This is a genomic window from Herminiimonas fonticola (genome assembly GCF_040395855.1).
In the GTDB taxonomy this organism is placed as follows: domain Bacteria; phylum Pseudomonadota; class Gammaproteobacteria; order Burkholderiales; family Burkholderiaceae_D; genus Oxalicibacterium; species Oxalicibacterium fonticola_A.
On sequence record NZ_JBEBPO010000149.1, the window covers coordinates 1 to 3,295 of the forward strand.

Annotated in this window: 2 protein-coding genes and 1 pseudogene; all 3 read right to left on the reverse strand. The window is 54.6% G+C overall.

Annotated features, from left to right (window positions below):
- Nucleotides 1-1,052, reverse strand: a 1,052-nt coding sequence (locus tag ABWP27_RS12600) for a two-partner secretion domain-containing protein (RefSeq protein WP_353157413.1), incomplete at its 3' end; no start/stop codon positions are given.
- Nucleotides 1,053-1,059: 7 nt separating this feature from the next.
- Entirely contained in the window at nt 1,060-2,637 is a 1,578-nt protein-coding gene (locus ABWP27_RS12605) for a ShlB/FhaC/HecB family hemolysin secretion/activation protein (protein ID WP_353157416.1), read from the reverse strand.
- A gap of 457 nt (nt 2,638-3,094) precedes the next feature.
- Nucleotides 3,095-3,295 (reverse strand): annotated as a pseudogene (locus ABWP27_RS12610) (oxidoreductase); the annotation flags it as partial.

Consider the following 3,295-nt stretch of genomic DNA (forward strand, 5'->3'; position numbering starts at 1 on the left):
GCCGAAATTTTTGCATCCTTGCCGACGAATACTTGCTGCGCATTCATAACCGCTGCATTTTTGCCCTGGTAATCGCCACCGATCAACGCAGTGCCACCACCGTTCTGCCCACTGACATCGACACGCGCATCGCCCATCAGTCCGACCTGTTCACCAAGTACCTGTACTTCGCCACCGATATCGACACCCGTCGCGGTCGTCACACTGCCGGCTTCCAGCAATGTCTTGCGCGTGGACTTCAAGATGATCTTGCCGTTCTCACCGATCACTGCACTGTTGGCGTTGAGCGTGCCGCGTTGATTGACGAGTGCGCCGTAAATACCGATTCTGCCGCCTTGTGCGATCACCTCGCCAATATTGATCGCCTGATTTTCCGGCGCAGATACCACCACATGCATGCCAGGATTGGATGAGTCCGCCAGTTGCACGCTATGTCCTGCGGCCAGCACAACCTCGCCTTGCGGTGAAGTAATGATGCCGTTGTTAGTAACGTCAGGCGCAATCAGGAAAACCTTGCCGCCGGATGGCGTCGTAATGGCGCCTTCGTTGACCACGCTGGCGGCATTGGCACCGGCAAAGAATTTATTTTTTCCGGCAAGGAAATCAGCGTTCGCGATATCCAGCGTCGATGCAAGCAGGCCAGCGACATTCACCTGCGCGCCTGCGCCAAACAAAATGCCGTTCGGGTTGATCAGGTAGACGTGTCCATTTGACTGCAATGCGCCCATGATGCGGCTCGGGTCTTGTCCCGTGATGCGATTGAGCACGGCACTATTGCTGCTCTGCTGCAGGAAGCGCACGATCTCGCCTTGTGCGATTGAAAAACTACTCCAGTTGATGATTGCATTCGGGCTGTTGGTAATCGAGAAAACATTTCCGTTCTGAGAAAACGTTACCTGTCCGTTCACCACAGTTGGATTCATCGGCGTAGCAGTGGCGACACCCGTTGCACCCAGGCAGACCGCGAGCAATAGCGGCAAAAGCTTGAGCCGCATTGGCAGCGATGAAGGCCGAGTGAATGTGCGCGTCATATTCGTTGGCGTGATTTTCATGATGTCCTCAGAAAGACAGGCTGAGACGTGCATGTACACGATCGTCGCCTTTTTGTGTCTCACTCGCTTCTGCATGCAGCACATGGCCGTAATCCACCTGGAAGTTGACCCTGTTGCCGAGCTGCATACGCAAACCCAGGCCGACACTGCTGATGGCGATGTTGCGGAACTCACCGGGCAATGCGCGATTACGCGTGAGGTAGGCGCTGTCATAAAACGCCAGTACACGACATTGCCAATTTCCATTCCGGCACAAAGGCGCTGAATACACTTCAAAGTTGGCTGCCACACCGGAGTCATTCGACACTTCACGCTCGTTAAAACCGCGTACCGAACTCGCACCGCCTGCACCGAACTGCTCGCCCGGAATCAATGCATCCCTGGTGTACTGACCATTGACGATCACGCGCGCCAGCCAGTCTGAAGGCAAAGCCTGCGTCGCGCTCGCAGCAAAACGCAGAGCGGTGTAATTGTCAGTCGCATCGAAACGGACACGATCGAAATCCTGTTGGCGCCCGCGCGTGCCGCCGGCAATGTTATGCAACAGCGTCAAACCGAAACTTGCATCGCCATTCGTCAGTGCCCAGTTACCCTGATAGCCGACGCTAAGCGGATGCACGGTAATGTCATTGCCCAGTTCTACCCCGAGCAATTGCATGCTGTTTTTATATTCCTTGTAGTCCACGCCATACACCAGCTTCGATTCGTAATTGCCTGCGGTCGGCAAGTTCTGGTTATAGCGCGCGCCATACATGGAACCTTTGCCGCTTACCGCAACATCAAAAATCCCCGCCGTAACCGTACCCGCATCCACATCCGAATAACTGGCGAAAAAATCCATCGAATCGCCGAGCGCATACAAGGGCAGGTGATACCCGACGCCATACACGCCCACGCTGCTCGGTTCTTCCAGCGTCGTCGTGTACTGCAGGCTCAACACATGGTCGCGCCCGAACAGGTTTGCATTCTGCAGCACGACGCCGGCATGCGTCCTGCCGGTCGCGACCGTACCGGTATTGTCGAGATTGAGCGTCGTTGACCAGATCGATTCATCCGTCACCGCCAGCGTTGCATCGACCTCGCCGTCCTGCGCGCTACTCTTCATCTTCATGATGATTTTTTTGGCGGGATTTTCATTTGCCAGTTTCAGGCTTTTTGAAACGGACTTCAGATCAGGAGTTTCTCCCTCGCGCAAACCTGGCAAGCTGTTGCGTATATTCGCATCGGTGAAATGCTGATTGCCTTCAATCACCACGTTGCCGATTTTGGTTTGCACCACATTCAAAATCACCACGCCCTGATTCAGTTCTTGCTCGGGTAAATCGATACGTACCAATTGATAGCCGCGCGCGTGATATGCCGCCTCCAGCGCTTCCAGTGCGCCCATCACATCGGCAAAATCGCGCTGCCTGCCTACGAAGGGAGCAACCGTGCTGTCGAGAGTTTGCGCCGACAACAAAGTATTGCCGCGTACTTCAAAACGGTTGATATCGAAATGGGGGGAAGCGTCTGCGGCAAGAACAGTAGTGCTGGCAGCAACGCTCAACAACGCGCCAGCCAGCAGGGGGATTAAACCGGATTTCATTTGTGCGCCCTGAGTGCGGAATTATTATGTTTTTGATCGGCCGCACCCTTGGACAACAATTTGGCATGGCACAAAAGAAAGTGTACCGATTTTGTATTTCCGAAAGGGAATTTTGAAAAGATAAATCAACGAATGCGGCATCAACGCCACAGTCCATCGACAACATCCAGATCGCCGAAAGCCGATGCACCGATGCAGTGCACGGAAAGCCATTTCTAGTCACGTCATGCGTAAGACGCAGCGCAATGACTGACGACAGATTGAAGACATGAAGCGCTGCCATACCTGTCATCGCCAAAACGGGCCTGAGCGAACACATCATGCGCGCCTGCATGCTGCAGTGCGCCACATTTATCCAGGATAAGGAAGGTCGTGGAAGAAACAACCTAATGCTTATTGTCCCCGCAGAGTTTGAGCGACTTCCTTGTGATCACTCTGCAGTGCGTTGTACGGGAGCTCAACGCCCGCCAAACACCGTCTCACCGAATATCTTGTTCTGCCCATGTGGGGCCGAGCGCCAGTATTGCGGCGGCGCTTCGACGGTTGCACCAAGCGCAGCCGCCGCATGCCAGGGCCAGCGCGGATCATACAAAATACCACGCGCCAACGCGATGAAGTCGGCCTTGCCACTGGCGATAATTTCTTCCGCCTGTTGCGG